Origin of the sequence: Lysobacter soli, assembly GCF_003382285.1 — a bacterium.
Lineage (GTDB): Bacteria > Pseudomonadota > Gammaproteobacteria > Xanthomonadales > Xanthomonadaceae > Lysobacter_J > Lysobacter_J soli.
Map to the genome: position 1 here is coordinate 201,898 of NZ_QTJR01000002.1, position 21,422 is coordinate 223,319.

Here is a 21,422-nt window from a genome sequence, read left to right on the forward strand (position 1 = left end):
TTGGGTTCCCGCCTCCGCGGGAACGACAGCTCGGGACGTGGCGGCGGCACGGCATGGATGGTGGCGCTGCTGCTGGCCCTCGCCGGGGCGAGCAGCGCCCACGCCGCCGAACCCGTCCTCTTCGACTGGTTCGAATACAAAGGCCATGACGCACCGTTCGATGCGCCGCTGAAGCCCGGGCAGTACCGCAACCCGATCCTCGCCGGCTTCTATCCCGACCCGAGCATCGTGCGCGCGAACGACCGCTATTACCTGGTCAATTCGACGTTCACGTACTTTCCCGGCATCCCGGTGTTCGAAAGCCGCGACCTCGTGCACTGGACGCAGGTCGGCAACGTGATCGACCGGCCGACGCAGCTCGACTTCGACGGACTGAACATGTCGCGCGGCGTGTTCGCGCCGACCATCGAGTACCACGACGGCACGTTCTACGTGCTCAACACGTCGGTGGACGCAGGCGGAAACTTCATCGCGACGGCGAAGAACCCCGCCGGCCCGTGGTCCGATCCGATCTGGCTCAAGACCATCGACGGCATCGACCCGTCGCTGTTTTTCGACGGGGACAAGGTCTACCTCATCAACAACGACGCGCCCGAAGGCAAGCCGCTGTACGAAGGCCATCGCGCGATCTGGATGCAGCAGCTCGACGCGAAGACGCTGCAGCCGTTCGGCCCGCGCAAGGTGCTGATCAACGGCGGCATGGACCTGTCGCAGAAGCCGATCTGGATCGAAGGCCCGCACATCTACAAGCGCGACGGCTGGTACTACCTTGTCTGCGCCGAGGGCGGCACCAGCCTGCAGCACTCGCAGGTGGTGGCGCGAAGTCGCGACATCTGGGGCCCGTATACGCCGTACGAACACAATCCCATCCTGACGCAGCGCGACCTCCCCGAAGATCGTGTCGATGCGATCGGCAACGCGGGCCACGCCGACCTCGTGGAAGCCACCGACGGCACGTGGTGGGCGGTGTTCCTCGCCAGTCGCATGTACGACCGCGTGCACTACAACACCGGGCGCGAGACCTTCCTGCTGCCGGTGGAGTGGAAGGATGGCTGGCCGACGATCCTCGCCCACGGCAAGCGCATTCCGCAGGTCGCCGATGGTCCGTCGTTCATGCAGCGGGGCGCGACGCAGGCGCCGCTGAGCGGCAATTTCACCTGGCGCGACGATTTCGACAAACCGGCGCTCGACACGACGTGGCTGTTCGCGCGCGTGCCGAAGACGCAGTGGGCCGACCTGCGCACGCACGCGGGCAAGCTGGCGATCGCGCCGGGCGAAGGGCTCGACACGCTGCGCAATCCGACCTTCCTCGCGCGGCGGCAGCAGCATCTTTCGTTCGAGGCGAGTACCGCGATGACGGTGCCGGCCGACACCGGTACCGAAGCGGGCATCGCCGCGTTCCAGAACGAGAGCTACTGGTACTCAATTGGCGCGCAACGCGTCGGCAACGGCGTGACGCTGACGCTGCGCAAGCGGCAGAAGGACGCGACCGAAACGCTCGCGACCGCCACGCTGCCGGCGGGCACGAAGGCGCTGAAGCTGAAGATCGAAGGCGATGCGGGCGACTACGCGTTCGGCTACGACGCGGGCCAGGGCTGGAAGTGGTTGAAGCAGGACGTGGACGGCACGGTGCTCAGCACCGATGTCGCGGGTGGCTTCATCGGAGTGACGGTGGGGCCGTATGCACATGACACGCAAGGCCACTGAGGGGTGATCGGAATGGACGTCATGAACTTCGCGATTGATCCGCGGACCGGTTCGCGTAGCGCCCGCGAAAGCGGTAACCCGGCGACTTCCACTCCGCGGCGCGTCCGATCCGGGCGCCGTGTACTGGCAGCAGCCCTGCTGCTCGCGGCATGCGCGCAGGCCTTCTGCGTGCAGGCGGCGGGGCAGGCGAAGGCCGACACCACCGACCGCCCCTGGCTCGACACCAGTCGCAGCTTCGAACAGCGCGCCGCCGACCTCGTCTCGCGCATGACGCTGGACGAGAAGGCCGCGCAGATGCAGAACGCCGCACCGGCGATCCATCGCCTCGGCGTGCCGGCGTACGACTGGTGGAACGAAGCGCTGCACGGCGTCGCGCGCGCGGGCGGCGCGACGGTGTTTCCGCAGGCCATCGGCATGGCGGCGACGTTCGACGTGCCGCTGATGGCGCAGATCAGCGACGCCATCAGCGACGAAGCGCGCGCCAAGCACCACGAGTTCGCGCGCCAGAACCAGCGCGGGCGCTACCAGGGCCTCACGTTCTGGTCGCCGAACATCAACATCTTCCGCGATCCCCGCTGGGGCCGTGGGCAGGAAACCTACGGCGAGGATCCGTACCTGACCTCGCGCATGGGCGTGACGTTCGTGAGGGGCCTGCAGGGCGACGACCCGAAATACCGCAAGCTCGACGCCACCGCCAAGCATTTCGCCGTGCACAGCGGCCCGGAAGCCGATCGCCACACCTTCGACGCGAAACCCACTGAGCGCGATCTTCGCGAGACCTACCTGCCCGCATTCGAAGCGCTGGTGAAGGAAGGCGACGTCGATGCGGTGATGGGCGCGTACAACCGCGTCTACGGCGAATCGGCGAGCGCCAGCAAGTTCCTGCTGCAGGACATCCTGCGTGGCGAGTGGGGCTTCAAGGGTTACGTCGTGTCCGATTGCTGGGCGATCGTCGACATCTGGAAGAATCACAAGATCGTGGCGACGCCGGAGGAAGCCGCGGCGCTCGCGGTGAAGAACGGCACGCAGCTCGACTGCGGCGACACGTACCTGCCATCGCTGCCCGTCGCGGTGCGCAAGGGCCTGATTCCCGAAGCCGAGGTCGATGCCGCGCTCACGAAGCTTTACACCGCGCGCATGCGGCTGGGCATGTTCGATCCGCCGTCGCAGGTGCGCTGGGCAGGCATTCCGTATTCGGTGAACCAGTCGCCCGAGCACGACGCGCTCTCGCGCAAGGTCGCGCAGGAATCGATCGTGCTGCTGAAGAACGACGGCGTGCTGCCGCTGTCGCGCGAGGTGAAGCGCATCGCCGTGGTTGGCCCGACCGCTGACGACACGATGGCGTTGCTCGGCAACTACTACGGCACGCCGAAGGCGCCGGTGACCATCCTGCAGGGCATCCGCGAAGCCGCGCCGAACGCGACGATCGTGCATGCGCGCGGCGTCGACCTGGTGGAAGGCCGCGACGATCCAGCGGCCAATCCGCTGATCGAACCGCAGTACCTGCGCCCCGAAGCCGGTTCGACCGAACGCGGCCTGCGCGGCGAGTATTTCCGCAATCGCGAATTGAAGGGCAAGCCGACGCTGGTGCGCGTGGACCCGCAGATTGGCTTCCGCTGGGATCGCGGCTCGCCGACCGACAACCTGATGGCGCGCGGCGAGGCGCAGGGCGGCCAGGACGTGCCGGCCGACGATTTCAGCATCCGCTGGAGCGGCCAGCTGCTTCCGCCGGTGTCGGGCACGTATCAGCTCGAAGCGGCCGGCAATGATGGCGTGCGTCTGTACATCGACGACAAGCTCGTCATCGACCATTGGCAGAACACCGATCGCCTGCATGCCGAACACGCCGACGTGCAGCTTGAAGCCGGACGTGCGTACGCCATTCGCCTGGAGTATTACGAGCGCGAACGCGACGCCGGCGTGCGTCTGGCGTGGCGCATGCCGGGCGCGAAGCCGCCGTTCGAGGAAGCGGTGCAGGCCGCGCGCGATTCGGACGTCGTCATCTTCGTCGGCGGTTTGACCGGCGACGTGGAAGGCGAGGAGATGACGGTCAACTACCCGGGTTTCGCCGGCGGCGACCGCACCGACATCCAGTTGCCGGCGACGCAGCGCAAGCTGCTCGAAGCGCTGCACGCCACGGGCAAGCCGGTCGTGATGGTGTTGACCGCGGGCTCGGCGATCGCGGTGGACTGGGCGAAGCAGAACCTGCCGGCGATCGTGATGGCGTGGTATCCCGGCCAGCGCGGCGGCAATGCGGTCGCCGGCGTGCTGTTCGGCGACGCGAATCCCGCCGGTCGCCTGCCCGTCACCTTCTACAAGGCCGACGAGAAGCTGCCCCCGTTCGACGACTACGCGATGCGCAATCGCACGTACCGCTACTTCACCGGCGAGCCGCTGTACCCGTTCGGCCATGGACTGTCGTACACAACGTTCGCGTACTCGGGCCTCAAGCTCGACCGCGCGAGCGCGACGGCCATGCAGCCGGTGAAGGCGACGGTGCAGGTGAAGAACACCGGCAAGCGCGCGGGTGACGAGGTGGTGCAGCTCTACCTGCATCCGCTCGATCCCAAGCGCGAGCGGGCGTCGAAGGAACTGCGCGGCTTCCAGCGCGTGCACCTGCAGCCGGGCGAATCGCGCGAGGTGAGCTTCACGATCACGCCCGCGAACGACCTGCGCACCTGGGACGAAACGCGCGACGCGTACTCGGTCGATCCGGGGAAGTATGAAGTGCAGGTGGGTGCGTCGAGCTCGGACGTGCGGGTGAGGAAGACGTTGAGCGTGACGAAGTAGACGACCTGATGATCTGACCGGATGAGCAGCTGGAGGATGCCTTGCGGTCATCCGCTGTTCTGCCGTCATCCCCGCGGAGGCGGGGATCCATCGACCCGACACGGTTCCGTTTTTCGGAAGGCGTGATGCGTCGGATGGATGGATCCCCGCCTTCGCGGGGATGACAGCTGAAGGGCGAAAGCAGGACAGCAGCAACGCACCAGCAAACGCGACAGAAGACACATAAGCAAACGCACAAGCACACGCACAAGCACACGCACAAGCACACGCACACGCACAAGCACACGCAACGAACCGCCACTCCATGACCGAACAAGCTGCCAAGCGCCTCGACACCGAGGCGCTGCACCACCTTCCCGCATACATCCAGCGTCCGGCCTACGATCGCGCCGATACGCGCATCGGCATCGTCCACCTCGGCGTCGGCGCCTTCCATCGCGCGCATCAGGCGGTCTACATCGAAGATGCGCTCGCGCTCGATCCGGATTGGGCCATCAGCGGCGTGTCGCTCAACAGCCGGGACGTGCGCGACGCGCTGGCGCCGCAGGACGGGCTCTACACGCTGGCGTTGCTCGGCGAGACGCCGCAGCTGCGCGTGATCGGCGCGCTTCGCGAAGTGCTCGCTGCGCGCGACGAAGGTGCCCGCGTGCTCGACCGTCTCGCGGACGCGGACGTTCGCCTCGTCACGCTGACGATCACCGAGAAGGGCTACTGCCTGTCGGCGGGCGAACTCGACTTCGCGCATCCGGACATCGCCCACGACGTGCTGTATCCGACCACGCCGGTCAGCGCGATCGGTTACCTCGTCGAAGGCCTGCGCCGCCGCAAGGAGCAGCGCCTGCCGCCGTTCACCGTGCTCAGCTGCGACAACCTGCCCGACAACGGCGGCAAGCTGCGTCGTGCCGTCGTCGCGTTCGCGCAGCGGCTCGATCACGACCTCGCCTGCTGGATCGCCGAGAACGGCGCGTTTCCGCGCTCGATGGTCGACAGCATCACGCCGGCGACCGACGACGCGCTTCGTGCGCGCGTCGCAGACGAACTCGGCTTCGTCGACGCATGGCCGGTGCAGCGCGAGGCGTACACGCAGTGGGTGGTCGAAGACGCGTTCTGCAACGGGCGGCCGCCGCTGGAGCGCGTCGGCGTGGCGATGAGCAACGACATCGCCGGCTACGACCGCGCGAAGCTGCGCCTGCTCAACGCGCCGCATTCGGCGCTCGCGTACCTGGGTTCGCTGATGGGCATCGAGACGGTCGCGCAGGCCATGGCGACGCCGGAACTCGCGCGCTTCGTCGAACGCCTGATGCGCGAGGCGATCGTGCCGAACGTCGCGGCGCCGCAGGGGTTCGATGCCCCGCGTTACGTCGAGGCGATCCTGGCGAGGTTCCGCAATCCGGCGATCCAGCATCGCTTGTCGCAGATCGCGTGGGACGGTTCGCAGAAGATTCCGGTGCGGCTGCTCGGCACGATCGGCGATGCGCTCGCGGCGGGCCGTCCCATCGACGTGCTGTGCCTGCCGGTCGCGGGGTGGCTGCAGTTCGTGCGCCGCCAGGCACGCAACGGCGTCTCGCTGGTGGATCCAATGAACGACGTGCTCTCGCAGATCGGCCGGCGCACGACGGGCGACGCCACGCACGACGTCGATGCATTCCTTGCCCTCGACGCCGTGTTCGGCTCGCTGGCCGGCGACGGGCGCTTCGCCACGGCGTTGCGAGACGCGTATGCGGCGCTGGGCGATGGCTCGCCTGAAGCGGTGAGCGCTGCGTTGGCCTAGTCGGCCATGCGCTTGTGTAGCCCGGGTAAGCGAAGCGCACCCGGGGTAGCGTGCCGTACACTCCCGGGTGCGCTGCGCTTACCCGGGCTACAACGGCGTCGGATCAGGCGCTTATGGCGCGAACCCCAGCCCCGTCGCATTCACGCGAACACGCGCGACGAACGCGTGCGAGGTGAGGAACAGCGTGCGTCCGTCCTCGCCGAAGGCGCAGTTCGACACGCGTGCGCCGGTTTCGATCATGCCCAGCCGCTTGCCCGTCGCGTCCATCACGAGCAGGCCACCCGGCGCGCTCGCGAAGAGATGGCCATCGCTCGACACGCATAGACCATCCGGCGCACCTTCGGCCTTGGCAGCGAGATCCGTCGCGTCGGCCAGCACGCGGCGATCAAGTACGTTGCCGCGTTCGTCGAGGCGATAGGCGATCCACACCGGCTGGTCGCGATCGGAGTTGCCGACGTAGAGCGTGCGCTGGTCGGGCGAGAGCGCCACGCCGTTGGGGAACTTCAACGCGCCGTCGATGAGGTGCACCGAACCATCGGTATCGAGGCGATAGACGCCGTTCACCGGCTGCTCCTTGAGCGGCGATTCGTCGATGCCCTTCAGCCCGTACGGCGGATCGGTGAAGAACACCACGCCGTCGTTGCGACGCGCGATGTCGTTGGGGCTGTTGAAGCGCTTGCCTTCGTACGTCGCCGCGAGCGTGGTCTTCTGCTTCGTCACCGGATCGAAGCGCGCGATCAGCCGCGAGCCCGAATCAGCCAGCAGCACCGTGCCGGATGCTTCGGCTTCCAGCCCGTTCGCGCCGGCTTCGCGCAGGCCTGCCGTATCGGCTCCCGCATAGCCGGACGGCTTGAGGAACACCGACGCGCCGTCGCGCGGCGACCAGCGATGCATGGTGTTTCCGGGCACGTCGTTGAAGAGCAGGTAACCGCCCTTGGCCACCCACGCCGGACCTTCCGACCATTCGAATCCTTCGGCGATCTTCTCGATGCGCGCGTCCTTCGGCACGAGCGCGTGGAAGGCCGGATCGAACGCGACCACGCGGCCGATCGATTTGCCGCCAGGCGCATTCGCGTCCGGCGGCGACGACGCGCAGGCCGAGAGGAACATGCCCGACATCAGGACTGCGGCGATGACACGACTTCCCTTCGACATGGTGGATTCCCCGTGGAGTTCAGCGGCCCGGCGCGCAGGCGTTGCCGCAGGGTACACGCAGGACGGCGTCCAGCGCAGGCCTGGGCTGGCGGTCGCGGTCGAACAGCAGCGGATAGTTGATGCGGCCCGGCACCGGATAGTCGTTCTTCCACGACATCCCGTCGTGCACGCCCCACAGGCTCACGCGGTCGATCACGTCACGCTTGCGATGGAACAGCGCGAACAGCTCGGCGTAGCGATCGCTCAGCTGTTGCTGCACGTCGGGCGGAAGTCCGTCGCGATACGGATCCAGGTAGCGCTTGAACTCCGGCAGCTGGAACTGCGGATGCGCCATCACCGTGCCGATGACCTGGCCTTCGCGCGTAAGCGGCAGCACGTCCACGTCGAGCTCGGTGATCATCACTTTCAGCCCGAGCGCGGCGTAGGCGTCGATCGCCGCTTCGATGTCGGCGAGCGACGGGTAGTTCAGGCCCCAGTGACCCTGCATGCCGATGCCGTCGATGCGCACGCCTTCGGCCTGCAGCTTCTTCACCATGCGAACGATGCCGTCGCGCTTCTCGGGCCGCCACGTGTTGAAGTCGTTGTAGTAAAGCTGCGCGTCCGGCGCGTAGCGATGCGCGAACTGGAACGCGTGCTTCACCAGGTCGTCGCCGTCGCCGACGCTGCGCACCCACGTCGTATCGCGATAGCCGCCATTCTCGTCGATGACTTCGTTGACGACATCCCACGCATCGACGCGCCCCTTGTAGCGCCCGGCCACCTTCTCGATGTAGGCGCGCATGCGCTCGATCTGCGCCTCGCGCGTGTTCGGCTTGCCGTCCGCATCCTTGAAGAACCAGTCCGGCGTCTGGTTGTGCCACACCAGCGTGTGGCCGATCACGTACATGCCGTGCTTGCGGCCGAAGTCGACGAACGCGTCGGCCGCGGCAAAGTCGTACGCGCCGGGCTTCGGATTCACGACTTCCGCCTTCATCACGTTCTCGGCGGTGATCGCGTTGAAGTGCCTGACGGTCAGCGCCTGCGAGGCGGCATCCCGGCCGGACACGATGTCGTCGTTCACCGCGACGCCGAGCTTGAAGTCGTCGGCGTAGGCGGCCTTAAGCGTCGCGGCGGGCTGCTTCGCCATAGCGATGGAAGCGGCCGCAAGCGCGGTCGCGGCAAGAAGCGCCCGCAGGGCGGGGCGTCGTGTCGTCATGGCTGTTCCTGTGCGCGGCTTTCGAGGGTAATGCTCGTGCCCTGCAGCGCATCGCTTTCCGCGCGCAGGGTGATGGTTCCGGTCGAACCCGGCACGGCGCGCACGATCGCGAGCGCCAGGCCACTGAACAGGCGACGTTCGTGCGAACCGAACGCCTCCATGTCGGTCGGGTCGCCGTTGTCGGTGGCGACGATCTCGCCGGGTCCTTCGAGCGTAAAGCGGATGCGGTTGCCCGCGTTCGGCACCGCAATGCCGTTGCGATCGACCACGCGCACGGTGACGAAGGACAGGTCGCGCCCGTCGTTCGCGATCACGCGACGATCCGCCACCGCGTCGATTCGCACCGGCGCATCGGCCGTACGCGTCGACGCGCTCGCCCACGGTTTGCCGTCCTTGTACGCCTGCACGCGGAGCTCGCCGGGCCGGTAAACGACATCGTCCCAGCGCAGCCGGTACTCGAACGGCGCCTTCTTCTTGCGGCCCTGCGACACGCCGTTGACGAACAGCTCCGCTTCGTCGCCCGAGGTGAACACGTGTACCGGCGTGACCTGGCCCTCGCGACCCCACCACGTCCAGTGGGGCAGCAGGTGCGCCATCGGCAGGTCGGGACGCCAGCGCGACTGGTACAGGTAGTAGCGATCCTTCGGGAAACCGGCGAGATCGACGATGCCCGAATACGAACTGCGCGAGTCGTAGTACGGCGTCGGCTCGCCCAGGTAATCGAAGCCGGTCCACACGAACTCGCCCGCGACGAACGGGTGGCGGTCCAGGCTCGCGAACACCTTGTCGGCGCTGGAGCCGAAATCCACCGCGTGCAGCTCGTACGCGCTGACCTGTCGGATTTTCGAATCGCCGCCGCTGCCATTGCGCACTGGCGCGCTCGTCTTGCCCGTCACCGGGAACAGGTACACGCCGCGACTGCTGAGCGCCGACGCGGTTTCGGTGCTGACGATCGCCTTGCCGGGGAACGCCGCATGGAAGGCGTCGTACTGCGGCGGCGTGCGGATGCGATCGGTGCCCTCGAATTCGGGTTCCTGGCGGATGCCTTCGCCCTGGTAATTGAGGCCGATCACATCGAGCTCGCGCGGTAGCGGCATGTCGGGCTTGGCCCAGTTCATCGCGTTGATCGTCGGGCGCGTCGGGTCTTCCTCGCGCACGATCGCATGCAGCTTGCGCGCGATTGCGGCGCCCGCTTCGCCCGTGTACTGCTCGCCGACCTCGTTGCCGACGCCCCACAAAACGACGGATGGATGATTGCGGTCGCGCCGCAGCATCGCGCGCAGGTCGGGTTCATGCCAATCGGGGAAAACAAGGTGGAAGTCGAGCGGCGTCTTCTTGCGTTCCCAGGAATCGAACACCTCGTCGACGACGAGAAAGCCCATGCGATCGGCAAGTTCGAGCAGCTCGGGCGCCGGTGGGTTGTGCGCCATGCGCACGGCGTTGGCGCCCATCTCGCGCAGGATTTCCAGTTGCCGCTGCGCGGCGCGCACGTTGAACGCCGCGCCGAGCGCGCCGAGGTCGTGGTGGTTGTTCACGCCGCGGATCGCGATGCGCTCGCCGTTGACGAAGAGGCCTTCGTTCGCGTCGAAGCGGATCGTGCGGATGCCGAACGGCGTCTCGACGCGGTCGATCCCGCGGCCGCCGCGCGACACGGTCGTGACGGCGACATAGCGGTTCGGTTGCTGCGTCGGCGGCGGACCCCACAGGCGCGGGTTCGCGAGTGTCGTGGAGGCGGCGAGCGTCGCGCTGGAGGTCTTCGGGATGCGCGCGCGACCGTGATCGATGCGCGCCACCGCGCTACCGCGGCGTTCGCCGCTCGCATCGAGTTCGAAGATGTCGGTGCTTGCGGTGACGTCGGCGTCGCGCGGGGAATCGTTGTCGATCGACACCTCCAGCGCGATCGTTGCTGCGTCCTTCGACACCTGCGGCGTGGTGACGCGCGTGCCCCAGTTCGCGACGTGCACCGGATCGGACTTCACCAGCCATACGTTGCGATACAGGCCGGCGCCGGGATACCAGCGCGCCGATTCGGGCGGATTGTCGAGGCGGATCGCGAGCTGGTTCGCTCGGCCGGGCTTCACGTAGGGAGTGAGATCCACGCGCCATCCGTTGTAGCCGTACGGCCAGCCGCCGACGAGCTGGCCGTTGAGCCACACCGTCGCGTATGACATCGCGCCGTCGACGTTGAGGAGGATCGAGCGCCCAGCATCGCGCGTCGGGATGTCGAGCATGCGGCGGTACCACGCGGGGCCCCACGTCTGCAGGCGGCCCATGCCGCCGTACGGCCCGTCCTTGAGGAACGGACCGGCGATGGCCCAGTCGTGCGGCAGCGTGACGCGCTGCCAGCCGCTGTCGTCGAAACCGGCTTGCACGAAGGACACGTCGCCGCCGGGATTGCCTGCCGGGCGCACGTGATGCTTCGCCGGGTCGCGGATCAGCGGATTGGCGGTCGGCAGGATCCACGGCTTGAGCACGCGTGTGCCGTCCGTTGCCGTGACTTTGGCCGCTTCGTCGGGACGCGCATCGGCGTCCTTTCCGTCGGCGCTCTGTGCGACGTCGGGGCGGACGTCGTAATCCAGTCCCGTCGCGCCTGCGGGATCCCCTTTGTGGAAGCGCCAATCGGTGTCGAGGAGGATGCGTTCGCGGAGAGGCGGATCGGGCGACGCCGCATTCGCGCAGAGCGGTGCTGCAAGCGCGAAGCCAAGGCAGAACAGCGCAAGCACGACGCGCGAGCCCGCGACCCTCACAACCGATACGCCTTCTTCGGCAGCCGGTAGGCGAGGTCGATCGCGACGTCCACGGCTTCGTCCTCGTCCATGCGATGTTCCGCGACAAGCTTGCCAAGGAAGGCGCAATCGATGCGGCGCGCCACGTCGTGCCGCGCCGGGATCGACAGGAACGCGCGCGTGTCGTCGTTGAAGCCGATGGTGTTGTAGAACCCGCCGCTGGCGAGCGTCTGCTCGCGGAAACGCCACATGCCCTCGGGCGCATCGTGGAACCACCATGCCGGACCGAGGAACAGCGTGGGGTAGTGGCCCGCGAGCGGCGCGAGTTCGCGGCTGTACGTGCTCTCGTCCAGCGTGAAGAGGATGACGTTCAGGCGCGGGTCGTTGCCGAAGCGGTCCAGCAGCGGCTTCAATGCGTGCACGTACTCGGTGCGCAGCGGGATGTCGGCGCCCTTGTCGCGACCGTAGCGATCGAACAGGCCGGCGTTGTGGTTGCGGAAGCAGCCCGGATGAATCTGCATGACCAGGCCATCGTCCAGGCTCATCGCCGCCATTTCCGTGAGGATCTGCGCGCGGAACAGCTCGGCCTGCGCCGGCGTCGCGCCGCCGCGCACGACCGTGTCGAACAGCTTGCGTGCTTCATCCGGCGGCAGATTCGCCGTCGCCGCAGACGGATGGCCGTGGTCGGTCGACGTCGCGCCCATGCGCTTGAAGAACTCGCGACGCTGGCGATGCGCGCGCAGGTAGCCGTCCCAGGTATAGACGTTCTCGCCGGTGATCTCGCCGAAGCGCTGCAGCGCCGACGGGAACTGCTCGTGCTCGGGATCCACTACCGGATCCGGGCGATACGCGGTGATGACGCGGCCCTTCCAGCCGCTGTCGACGATCGACTGGTGATGCTCCAGCGACTCCAGCGGCGATTCAGTGGTGGCGATGACTTCGATGTTGAAGCGCTCGAACAACGCGCGCGGCGTGAACTGCGCCGTCTGCAACGCCTCTGTGATGCGGTTGTAGTAGGTATCGGCCGTGCTTTCGTCGAGCCGCTGGCGCAGTCCGAACACCTCGTAGAAAACGTGGTTAAGCCACATCGACGACGGCGTGCCGCGGAAAAGGTGAAAGTGGCGCGCGAACACGCGCCACGCCGCGCGCGGATCGACATTCGCGCGCGAGCCGTCCGCACGCGGGATGCCCAGCTCGTCGAGCGACACGCCCTGGCTGTAGAGCATGCGGAAGACGTAGTGATCCGGCACCAGCAGCAGTTCGGTCGCGTTGGCGAAGGGTGCGTTGGTCGCGAACCACGACGGATCGGTATGGCCGTGCGGGCTCACGATCGGCAGCGCCGCCACTTCGCGATACAGGCGGCGCGCGATGTCGCGCGTGGTCGCGTCGCTGGGAAACAGGCGGTCTTCGTGGAGATGGAGGGCGGTGCTCATGATGGACTCGTCTGTTGTGTTCTGAGCTGCGTTGCGTTGGTTTCGTTATTCCCGCGCAGGCGGGAATCCATAAGTGTCGACTGCGTTTACGGCGTTGTGGAGCAAGCTGGCTTCAAAGTTTCGGGCTCTCCACGGGGCCAAGATAGCTCTGCCGCGCTCCGTCCCGTGCGATCTCCACGCGCTGCAGAACCACGCCCGGATCGACGCGCCAGATGCGCAGCGTGCGATTGCCCGCCTTCGCATCGTGGCGCGAGGTGCCGACGTACACACTGTCGCTCACCGCGCGTTCCCAGCCCCTGAAATCCGCATGGCCGGGCGTCGGGTCGCTCTTCACGGTGACGATCTTCGGCGCTTCATCGTCGATGGACACCGCGTAGCGCAGGCCGCCGCGATGCTGGAAATCCAGCGTCGGCGACATGACCACGCGCACGTTGATGACGCCGTCGCGCGACAGATGAATCGGGTATTCGAGCCACGACCCGCGTTCGTCGGTGGTGCCGGCCGGTGCCGTCACCGGGAACGAGGTTACGCCCGACAGCGTGCGGCCCAAGTTGGGAATCGTGCGCCACTGCACGCCGTCACTGGCGACGACGCGTGCATGGTGCTCGGCCTCGATGGCGATTCGACCGTCGCTTTCGACGAAGCCGCGGATCGTGTCGGCATTCGCGCGTTGCTCGATCGGGACATCGATCGATACGCGCGTGCCTTCATCGCCGCGTAGCGTGACGCGTGCAGTGCGTGCGTTCGCGGGAACCGCGTTCCAGTCGATCTCGACACGCAGCGCGAGTTCGTCATCGACCTCACCCGTGGCCGGCGACACGCGCAGCCACGGTTGTGAGGCGGAGGCTTCGAAGCGGAACGGCTTCATGCCACGGTTGAACACCGTGACCTCGCGCGATCGATGGGCGAGGGCATCCAGCGGCGGCAGTGCAGCAGTGGATTTCGTGCCCGGCCACGCCGCCGCGTCGCCTTCGATCGCGACGCCCATCGACGCGGCGGTCTTCGGCGTCACCGTCTCCAGCGTCGGCACGATGTTGCGGTCGGGCTGCTGCCAGCCCGTGTAGCCGATGCGGGGCTGCGACATCATGTGGACCCACTTGCCGCCGGCGATGTCGTGCTCGTAGACACGTGCGAGTTCGGCATCGCGCGCGAACAGCGAGCGCGCGAGCTCGCCCTGCGCGTTCGCCGAGACACGTCCCTGGTTCGCATACAGCCGGTTGCGGCCGGTCGCCACGTACATCGCGGTGAGGTTCGCGCTGGCGGCGATAGGGTATTCGACGAGCTGGTAGTACGCATCCCGATACTGCGGGCCAAGCGCGGCCCCGATCGCGCGCGTGCGCTCGACCAGCGCGTTCCAGTCGGCGTTGATGCGATCGGCCTCGTCGTCGTTCACCAGGCTGAAGGTCTCCGGCGACAGCAGTTCCGGCTTGCGGCGCGCGTTGTACTGCGTGTAGCGCGTGAGCAGTTCGCCGATCTCCCGCGCGTGCTGCGGGCCGAACTGCTCGGCCGCCCAATGCGCGGGATAGCGCGCGAGCTCGTCGATTCCGAGTGCTTCCGGCTTCCACGCGTAGTCGAGGAAGAACGAAATCGGGAACTCCATCGGCTTCAGGTCGCCGACGTTGACGATCCACAGCTGTCGCGCGCCGTACTCGTACGCCAGGTGCATCTGCTCCCACGTGCGCTCGATCTGCGTCGTGTTGAGCCATTTGTAGTTGCGCGGCCCACCGACGTAATCGAAGTGGTAATACACGCCATAGCCACCGCCGCGCGTTTCGCCGGGCTTCGGCAGGCGTCGGAGGTTGCCCCAGTTGTCGTCGGCGAACAGCAGCGTGACGTCGTCCGGAACCTTCATGCCCGCGTCGAAGTAGTCCTGCACTTCCTTGTAGAGCGCCCACACCTGCGGTGTCTGCTCCGGCGGCTTGCCGGTAAGGTCGGCCAGGATGTTGCGCTGGTCGGCGACGATGGTCTGCAGCAGGTCGATGGCGGTGTCTTGCGCCATCGGTTCGTCGCCGTCGCCGCGCATGCCCAGCGTCACCACGCTTTCGTGCGAGCCCATGCGCGCGATGCCGTCGCGCCAGAAGGCGCGCAGGTTGTCGGCATTCTTCGTGTAGTCCCATGCGCCCTGGCCGTGGCGTTTCCACTCCACGTGCGCGCGCATCATCGGTTCGTGGTGGCTGGTGCCGATGACGATGCCGTATTCGTCGGCGAGCTGCGGATTGCGCGGGTCGTCGTCGGCGAACGCGCGGCCCCACATCGCCGGCCACAGGTAATTGCCCTTCAGGCGCAGCACGAGTTCGAACACGCGCTCGTAGAACTGGTGGTTCGGCCCGCCGTAGGTGGCCTTCATCCAGCCGCCGAGCGCGGGATCCTCGTCGTTGAGGAAGATGCCGCGATAGCGCACCTGCGGTGCATCGATGAAGCGACCCGGTGCGATGTAGCGCGTGCTGCGCGCCTGCACCGGCACATCGGCCCACCAGTTCCACGGCGACACGCCGATCCGGCGCGAGACTTCGTACAGGCCGAAGATCGTGCCGCGCTTGTCGGCGCCGGCGACGATCAACGCGCGATCGATGCCGGGCTCGGGACGCTCCACGACCTGCAGCAGGTAGCCTTCCCAGGTGTTCGCGACGCCGCGCGTGTCGAGCGCGTGCTTCGCGACGATGCGATCGATGCGCGGACTGTGGCCGAGCGTGCCGGCGATGATCGCGGTCTTCGTCGTTTTTGGATTCGTGTGCGCACCGGCGACTTTTGCAAGGTCGCCCGCGACGTCGCGCGCCGCACGCAGAACGCCGGGGAAATCCGCGTCGTCGACGATCACGCGCGCGACGCGGCCGTTGTCGACCAGCGCGAGCGCGCCGGCCACCGCGTCGTCGCAAATCGCGGCAGGCTGCGTGCAGTTGTCCGCCGCGCGCGACACGACGGGCGAGAAGGACAGCACGAGCGCCGCGATGGCGGCCGACGCGGACGACCTCATTGCGCGGGCTTCGCCGCCGTGCCGCGCACGTACTCGCGCAGCCACTGCAACGCGGGCCGCTCGCTGCCGTCCTTGCGCACGAGGTAGGCCTTTTCCTTCTGGCGCCACAGGCCCGGGCGGAAACCCCACAGCGTCACGCCCTTCACGGCCGGATGCTCCCAGAACACCGGGAAGATGCGCTGGTAATCCTTCAGCTGCTGCTCGTCGGTCGGGCCGTCGATGTCCAGTTCGGTGACGTAGATCGGCAGGCCGCTTTCGGCGAGCAGGTCGAGGTTCGCCTTGTGCACCGACATCGGCACGTCGGGCGTCGTCGCGAACGCGTGGCCCTGCACGCCGATGCCGTCGAGCAGGTTGTCGCGCCGCAGGATGTCGATGATCTCGCGGTAGCGCTTCGTCGCGTCGGGCTTGTTGGTGATGTTGTAGTCGTTGATGAGCAGCTTGGCATTCGGGAAGTGCTTGCGCGCGAGGCGATAGGACTCGACGATCCAGTCCCAGCCGGTCGCGCCGCTGCCGCCGAGCGCTTCGATGTAGTTGCCGCCGCCCTTGTCGTCCTTGTTCGGCGGATCGTTGAGCGGCTCGTTGACGACTTCGACGTAATCGAGGTCGGGATAACGCTCCGCCACGGCGGCGAACCACTCCTCGATTTCCTCACGCTGTTCGGCGACGGGGAGCTTCTCGATCCACTCCGGCTGCTGGTTGCCCCACACCATCACGTGCATCTGGAAGGGCAGGTGGTGGTCCTTCGCGACGCGGTACGCCTCGTCTAGCCCGCGCCAGTCCATGCGGTCGCGACGTTTTTCGACTTCGCCCCACTTGCCGGCGTTTTCCGGCGTGACCTTGTTCCAGTAGACCGTGAAGTCCTTCGCCTGCGGTTTGCCGTAGGCGCTGCCCAGGAACTTCGCGTTGCCGGCGGCGAGCTGCGTCGGGGCCGCCTGCTGTGCGAACGCGGGCGACAGCGCGGTGGCGAGCAGTGCGAACAGGATCGTGTGGCGGTGTTTCATTCGATTCCCCTGTGGAGATGGAGGCGGCGCGTCACGCGGCCGGCGCGCGTTCGAACGCGGCCGGCTGCAACTTCGGAACGAGCAGGTGCACGACTGCGAGCGCGACCAGGTACGCGCAGCCGGCGATGAGGAAGATGCGCGCGTAGCTGCCGGTGGATTCCAGCTGCGCGCCGGTGAAGACCGACATCAGCATGCCGCCGACCGCGCCGGCGAAACCGCCGATGCCGACCACGGACGCGACCGCGTGGCGCGGGAACATGTCCGAAGGCAGGGTGAACACGTTCGCCGACCAGCCCTGATGGCCGGCCATGGCGAGGCCGATCAGCGCCACGGCGATCCACAGGCTGTCGACCTGCGTGACCAGCACGATCGGCGCCACGCACAGCGCGCAGGTGAGCATCGCGCCCTTGCGCGCGCGGTTCACGTCCCAGCCCATGCGCATGAAGCGCCCCGCGAGCCAGCCGCCGGCGATGCTGCCCACGTCGGCCATCAGGTACACCACGATCATCGGCAGGCCAATCGTGCTGAGCGAGAGCTTGTATTCCGACGCGAGGAACTTGCCGAGCCAGAACAGGAACAGCCACCACACCGGATCGGTGATGAACTTCGCCGCGACGAACGCCCACGCCTGGCGATGACGCAGCAGCTGCAGCCACGGCACCTTCACCGTCGGCTCGGGCGGATCGCTGCGGATGTAGTCGAGTTCGGCCTTCGTCAGCTTCGGCTGGTCGTCGGGCGTGCGATACGTGAGAAGCCATCCGGCGAGCCACGTGGCGCTGAGCACGCCGGTGAACAGGAACGCCGCCTGCCAGCCCCACGTCGCGGCGATGACCGGAACCAGCAGTGGCGCGAGCACCGCGCCGACGTTGGAGCCCGCGTTGAACACGCCGACCGCGAGCGCGCGTTCGCGACGCGGGAACCATTCGGCGACGGTTTTGATGGCCGCGGGAAAGTTGCCGGCTTCGCCCAGCCCCAGCGCGAAACGCGCGGCTGCGAAACCGACGACGCTGCCGGCCAGCGAGTGCGCCATCGCGGCGAGGCTCCATACGCTGATGGCGATGGCGTAACCGATGCGCGTGCCGAAGCGGTCGATGATCGCGCCGGTGCACAGCAGGCCGATCGCGTACGCCGCCTGGAACGAGGTGACGATGTAGCCGTACTCGATCTCGTTCCAACCGATCTCGGTCTGCAGGAACGGCGCGAGCACGCCGAGCACCTGGCGGTCGACGTAGTTGATCGTCGTGGCCGCCAGCAGCATCGCGCAGACGCGCCAGCGGTACTTGCCGACTCTGGCGGTTCGCGTGGCGACCCCTTGGGAGGCGGTGTCATTCATGGAAATGCGCCCGTTCTGCGCGCATGCGGGGAGGGACGTGGGGCATCGGCGCGAGGTCCTCCTGCACGCATGGCAGGTGTGGAATGACGGGGAAAGTGGTAGCGCTATCACCGCCGGGCAGGGAATCGGTGCCCGGCAATACGCGCCACCCCCATATCCAACCTGCTTTCAGGGCGAAACGTCATGCTGCGTTGCGACAAATCCGCGTAGACACGTCCCGGAATTCCATGTCGCACCGCAGCGTGCGGCCGGATAAATGGTAGCGCTACCATCCGGACCACTTGTCCGACCCACTGGAAACCGGGGTCATTGCGTCAAACAGGTTTCTACACAAAACGAGTGCGGCGAATCCTCGAGATCGCCGCGTACCAGAAACGGGAGGGGAGTACGGTGCAGAAGTTCGCAAGAAACACGCTGTCGCGCGCGTTGGGCCTGGCGCTGTTGGGTATGGCCAGCTCGACGGCTTTCGCGCAGCAGCAGGCCGCCACGCCGGCGGCCGACACGCAATCCACGCAGGCGCAGGCCGAGCAAGCGCAATCCACGCAGGACCAGGTGACCGAACTCGACCGCGTCGTCGCGAGCGGTTTTCGCCAGAGCCTGGAGTATTCGACGATGGCCAAGCGCGAGGCCAGCGGCTTCGTCGACGCCATCTACGCCGAGGACATCGGCAAGTTCCCGGACGTCAACATCGCCGAGTCGCTCGCGCGCATCCCGGGCATCCAGCTCAACCGCGACGTCAACGGCGAAGGCCTCAACGTCGCCATCCGCGGCCTGCCCAGCAGCTTCACCAAGACGACCATCAACGGCCAGTCGGTCGCGACGGCGTCGATTGGCCTGGACGCGCAGAACGCGAACCGCGAAGTCGACCTGAACCTGTTCCCGACCGAATTCTTCACGCAGCTGAAGGTGTACAAGTCGCCGACGGCGGCGCTCACCGAAGGCGGCGCGTCCGGCGTGGTCGACATGCGCAACGTGCGCCCGTTCGACAACCCCGAATCGCAGGTCACCTATTCGCTGCAGGCCGACTACAACGACGTCAGCGAGAAGACGAGCCCGCGCGGCACCGTGATCGGCAGCTGGCTCAACGACGACAAGACCTTCGGCGTGCTGGTGGGCGTGACCTCGCAGCGCGGCCACATCGGCGTGGACGGCTACGAGACCGTCGGCTGGACCAATCCGAACCTGACCAATGCGCAGTGCGGCAACGGCGCGGCGAACGGCGGCGGCTTCCCGGCGCTGGGCCAGCCCTGCAACGTCACCGGCGGCAACGGCTGGCGCATTCCGGACAGCATCGCCAGCCGTCCGGGCGAGACCATCGACGCGCAGTGGCTGCGCGACCACAACCCGGGCCTGACCACGCAGCAGATCGGCGAAGCGCTGATCCCGCGCCTTGGCCGTCCGGTGCACATGTCCGGCGATCGCGACCGCGATGCGTTCCTGGGCTCGGTGCAGTGGCGCCCGAACGAGAACCTCGAGGTGTATGCCGACGTGCTGTACACCGAGGCGCACCGCACCAACGACCGCATCGACATCAACCTGATCGGCCGCAACGGCGCGATGGTGCCGACGAACATGCAGCTGGACGCCAACAACGTCGTCACCAGCGCCACGTTCGAGAACGCGCAGTACTTCCTGGAAGCCCGGCCGTACGTCGAAGACGTCAAGTACTGGCAGTTCACGCCGGGCGCGACGTTCTGGTTCGACGAGGACATCAAGCTCGACGTGCAGGCCAGCGTCAGCCGCAGCTGGATGTACCGCGAGTCGCCGACCATCCTGTTCAACTCGCCGGTCACCACCGTGCAGTACACGAACAACGGCGATATCCCGACCGCGCAGAGCGGCCTGGACCTGAACGATCCGAACATCGGCTGGACCTGGACCGGCGGCCGCGTGTGGGCGCAGAACGAGAAGCGCGTGACCGAGACCGGCGGCCTCAACGCCAGCCTGCAGTTCGGCGACGACCGCAACAACGTCACCATGGGCATCGCCTACGACGAGAACTCGCGCACCATCGTCGGCTTCGGCGACACGGGCACGAACTGGCAGCCGTACGCGTTCTCGCAGGTTCCGAGCTCCGCGCTTCCGAACTACCTCAGCCCGGGCCCGGCCGGCTTCGTGACGGTCGACTTCGACCGCTTCATGGCCGACACGAACTACGCCTTCTACCGCGATTCTGCGGCCGAGGCGAACAACGCCAACACCAGCGCCCCGACGGGCGGTTTCGATGAAGCCAACACGGCGGCCTTCATCATGGTCAACGGCGAGTCGGAGATCTGGCACCGCAACCTGCGCTTCAACATGGGCGTGCGTTACGCGATGACCGACCAGGACATCAGCGGCCCGGTCACCATCGGCGGCGTGCGCCAGTGGCAGACGCTGAGCAGCGACTACAACGAATGGCTGCCGTCGTTCAGCGCGGCGTGGGACGTGGCCGAAGACGTGGTGCTGCGCACCTCGGCCTCGCGCACGATGACGCGTCCGAACCCGAGCTCGATGCTGCCGGCGACGACCTTCAGCGACATCTCCGCGCAGGTCGCCACGCAGGGCAACCCGGACCTGACCCCGTACACCTCGACCAACTTCGACATCGGCGGCGAGTGGTACACCGGCGGTGAAGGCTTCGTCGGCCTGACGCTGTTCAACAAGCGCATCAAGGGCTACACCTACCAGGGCGTGGTCACCCGTCCGTTCACCGACCTCGGCATCCCGTTCGAAAGCCTGGTCGATGCGCAGCAGCAGGCGATCAACTCGCGTGGCGGCCCGAGCGTGGCGACGGTCAACGTGCAGCAGCAGGTCAACGCCGACGCCGAGCTGGAGATCAACGGCTGGGAAGCGATCTGGGTGCAGCCGCTGAGCATCGTGCTCGACGGCCTGGGCTTCATGGCCAACTACTCGAAGATCGATATCTCCACCATCGGCAAGGACGCGGCCGCGCTGTCGAGCAACGTCTACGGCCTGTCGCCGAGCCTGTGGAACGCGACCATCTACTGGGAGAACGACGTCGCCCAGGCGCGCCTGTCGTACAACTGGCAGGAAGGCTCCGCCGCCAGCGGTTCCAACCAGCAGGGCATTCCGTTCGCGCAGCTGTACGGCGAGGACCGCGGCCAGCTCGACCTGTCCAGCAGCTACACGCTGGTCAACGTCAAGTCCAAGCCGCAGATCTTCTTCAACGTGACCAACATCCTGGGCGAGGAGCGCCGTTCCTTCTTCGCCTTCGAGAACGCAGTCAACGACATGTACGATTTCGGCACCACGTACACGGTCGGCGTCCGCGGCACGTTCTGATGCGGTAAGCCTCCCCCGCGCCCGCGGGGGAGAGGGGAAAACGCGGCCCGTC

At 67.1% G+C, this 21,422-nt stretch carries 11 protein-coding genes; 4 read left to right on the forward strand and 7 right to left on the reverse strand.

The annotated features are described in order from the left end of the window. The first annotated feature begins 57 nt into the window (after positions 1-57). The 3 genes from DX912_RS04175 to DX912_RS04185 all read left to right on the forward strand — a co-directional run bounded on the left by DX912_RS04175 (position 58) and on the right by DX912_RS04185 (position 6,268). Positions 58-1,707: a glycoside hydrolase family 43 protein gene (locus DX912_RS04175; RefSeq protein ID WP_115841220.1), complete on the forward strand. Its 1,650-nt coding sequence runs from the start codon at positions 58-60 to the stop codon at positions 1,705-1,707. A gap of 21 nt (positions 1,708-1,728) precedes the next feature. After that, positions 1,729-4,497 carry a glycoside hydrolase family 3 C-terminal domain-containing protein gene (locus tag DX912_RS04180; protein ID WP_115841485.1) on the forward strand — a complete coding sequence of 923 codons (2,769 nt, stop codon included), beginning with the start codon at positions 1,729-1,731 and terminating at the stop codon, positions 4,495-4,497. A gap of 304 nt (positions 4,498-4,801) precedes the next feature. After that, positions 4,802-6,268, forward strand: a complete 1,467-nt coding sequence (locus DX912_RS04185; protein ID WP_115841221.1) for a mannitol dehydrogenase family protein — start codon at positions 4,802-4,804, stop codon at positions 6,266-6,268. A gap of 111 nt (positions 6,269-6,379) precedes the next feature. Here DX912_RS04185 and DX912_RS04190 read toward each other — a convergent pair whose 3' ends face one another. From DX912_RS04190 to DX912_RS04220, 7 genes are all read right to left on the reverse strand, one after another. After that, positions 6,380-7,423 carry an SMP-30/gluconolactonase/LRE family protein gene (locus DX912_RS04190; RefSeq protein WP_181902700.1) on the reverse strand — a complete coding sequence of 348 codons (1,044 nt, stop codon included), beginning with the start codon at positions 7,421-7,423 and terminating at the stop codon, positions 6,380-6,382. 19 nt (positions 7,424-7,442) lie between these two features. Then, entirely contained in the window at positions 7,443-8,618 is a 1,176-nt protein-coding gene (locus DX912_RS04195; RefSeq protein WP_115841222.1) for an endo-1,4-beta-xylanase, read from the reverse strand. After that, on the reverse strand, positions 8,615-11,365 hold the full coding sequence (gene galB / locus DX912_RS04200) for a beta-galactosidase GalB (RefSeq protein ID WP_425477900.1): 2,751 nt from the start codon (positions 11,363-11,365) through the stop codon (positions 8,615-8,617). Before galB ends, DX912_RS04195 begins: the two co-directional genes overlap by 4 nt. Next, entirely contained in the window at positions 11,362-12,777 is a 1,416-nt protein-coding gene (gene uxaC / locus DX912_RS04205; RefSeq protein WP_115841223.1) for a glucuronate isomerase, read from the reverse strand. The genes galB and uxaC overlap by 4 nt, the downstream gene beginning before the upstream one ends. A 112-nt stretch (positions 12,778-12,889) precedes the next feature. Beyond that, positions 12,890-15,751, reverse strand: a complete 2,862-nt coding sequence (locus DX912_RS04210) for a glycosyl hydrolase 115 family protein (protein WP_115841224.1) — start codon at positions 15,749-15,751, stop codon at positions 12,890-12,892. Continuing rightward, complete coding sequence (locus tag DX912_RS04215) at positions 15,748-16,752, reverse strand: endo-1,4-beta-xylanase (RefSeq protein ID WP_115841225.1); 1,005 nt, start codon at positions 16,750-16,752, stop codon at positions 15,748-15,750. The genes DX912_RS04210 and DX912_RS04215 overlap by 4 nt, the downstream gene beginning before the upstream one ends. Positions 16,753-16,783: 31 nt before the next feature. Continuing rightward, positions 16,784-18,085: an MFS transporter gene (locus DX912_RS04220; protein ID WP_115841226.1), complete on the reverse strand. Its 1,302-nt coding sequence runs from the start codon at positions 18,083-18,085 to the stop codon at positions 16,784-16,786. A 447-nt stretch (positions 18,086-18,532) separates the two neighbouring features. On the opposite strand from DX912_RS04220, the gene DX912_RS04225 reads away from it, so the two are divergent. Further along, the gene (locus DX912_RS04225) at positions 18,533-21,370 is read left to right on the forward strand and encodes a TonB-dependent receptor (protein ID WP_115841488.1); all 2,838 of its coding nucleotides are present in this window, start codon (positions 18,533-18,535) and stop codon (positions 21,368-21,370) included. The last annotated feature ends 52 nt before the right edge of the window (positions 21,371-21,422 follow it).